This window comes from bacterium, assembly GCA_030693325.1.
Classification (GTDB): domain Bacteria; phylum Patescibacteriota; class Minisyncoccia; order UBA6257; family MFKM01; genus MFKM01.
This window is the reverse complement of the sequence record JAUYAV010000002.1, coordinates 1-1,442: the sequence shown is the minus strand read 5'-3', so window position 1 is coordinate 1,442 and position 1,442 is coordinate 1. Positions and strand designations below refer to the sequence as shown.

The window sequence follows — 1,442 nt, the reverse complement described above, 5'->3', positions numbered from 1 at the left end:
CAGTTTCCCGAATTTCTCAACGGCTTTTTTTATCAAATTGTCCACCTCTTCTTTCCGGGAAACATCGCATTTAACCGCCAATCCTTCAACTCCAATTTTTTCTATTTCTTTAACAACAACTTCGCATTCTTCTTCATTAATATCGGAAACAACCACGTTGCAACCCTCTTTAGCCAAAGCCAGGACTATGCCCTTGCCAATACCGCGCCTGGCGCCGGTAACAATCGCCACTTTATTTTTTAAATCCATATTTTTATAAAAATTTATTGACCTTTAATTTATTTTTTATTAATCGCCGTTTTGATGAATTCTTTGAATAACGGATGGGGGTCCAGCGGCCGAGATTTGAATTCCGGATGAAATTGGGTAGCCACAAAAAATGGATGAATAGTTTTTGGTAATTCCATTATTTCCATCAGGCGGCCGTCAGGCGAAGAACCGGAAAAAACCAAACCCTTGCCTTCTAATTGTTTTATAAAATCCGGATTAACTTCGTAGCGATGCCGATGGCGTTCGGAAATTAATTGTTTTTTATAAACCTCAAAAGCGATTGTTCCTTTTTTAAGAGCCGCCGGGTAAGCACCCAAACGCATGGTGGCGCCGTATTTTTTTTCTTCGAGATTTTTTTTCTGCTCCGGCAGAATATCAATCACGGGATAGGGAGTTTTCGGGTCAATTTCGGTTGAATTGGCTTTTTTCAACCCTGCCAAAGAACGGCTGAATTCCACCACCGCCAACTGCATCCCATAACATAAGCCAAAAAAAGGAATTTTATTTTTCCGGCAATAGCCGATGGCCGCGATTTTTCCTTCAGTTCCCCTGCCGCCGAAACCGCCGGGAACGATGATGCCGTCATAATTCAAAAGCTGTTTGAGTTGAGCCGGTTTATTGATGAATTCCTCGGCCTCAATCCATTTTATCACCGGTTTTCGGCCAAAATAATAAGCGGCATGCTTAATGGCTTCAATGACGGAAATATAAGAATCCGCCAGAATAAATTTTCCGGTGGAAAAATATTTTCCGACAATACCTATGTTTACCGGGCGATTGCTTTTTTTAATAGTCAGAGCTAAGCGCCGCCATTCCTCCAGGTTAACTTTTCTCGGCCGTAATTTCAGCTTTTCTAAAATACGATTGCTTAAACCGTCTTTCTCAAAATTCACCGGCACTTCATATATGCTTTCAACGTCCGGCGCCGAAATAATATCCTGTTCCTGCATGCTGCAGTTAAAAGCGATTTTTTCTTTTCTTTTTTTATCCAAAGACATGACCGCCCGAGCCAAAATAATATCGGGCTGGAGGCCGGTGGAATTAAGGGTTTTGACCGCGTATTGGGTAGGTTTGGTTTTTAATTCGCTGTCCAAATTCTGAAGCGGCAGAAAACTGACCAGAATCAAAAGAACATCGTTAGGATTGTTGATTTTAAGAATTCTTATCGCTTC

General features: G+C 41.5%; 2 protein-coding genes. Both read right to left on the bottom strand.

The window, feature by feature from the left end:
• The coding region (locus Q8N22_00090) for an SDR family NAD(P)-dependent oxidoreductase (protein MDP3052351.1) at window positions 1-249 on the bottom strand (249 nt) is incomplete at its 3' end.
• A 29-nt stretch (window positions 250-278) separates the two neighbouring features.
• Window positions 279-1,442, bottom strand: a 1,164-nt coding sequence (locus tag Q8N22_00085) for a CTP synthase (GenBank protein ID MDP3052350.1), incomplete at its 5' end; no start/stop codon positions are given.